The organism is Paraburkholderia sp. NMBU_R16 (assembly GCF_013282575.1).
Classification (GTDB): domain Bacteria; phylum Pseudomonadota; class Gammaproteobacteria; order Burkholderiales; family Burkholderiaceae; genus Trinickia.
Window position 1 is genome coordinate 1 of the sequence record NZ_JAAAYE010000419.1, and the last position, 253, is coordinate 253.

At 60.9% G+C, this 253-nt stretch carries 1 pseudogene; it reads right to left on the reverse strand.

Annotation, left to right across the window (positions count from 1 at the left end):
• Positions 1–253 (reverse strand): annotated as a pseudogene (locus tag GWC77_RS30010) (hypothetical protein); the annotation flags it as partial.

Below are 253 nucleotides of genomic sequence, written 5' to 3' on the forward strand. Positions count from 1 at the left end.
GCATTGAGCACGCCCAACGGTTCACGCTGTGGCGTGACCGCGTAGGTCGCGTGAACGTACATGCCGCGCTGTGCTTCATACGACAACGGCCCCAGTCCAGCGATCTGCTGCCCGTTAAAGTTCAGCTTGGGGGTGACCCGTTTCCGAGGACGGTTAAGCAGTTGAATTTCGACCGGGCTGATGTCCTCCAGGTTGAGTGGTTGTGCGAGTTGTCCACGGTCGGTCGGCGGGTCGCCTATCACGACCACGACGC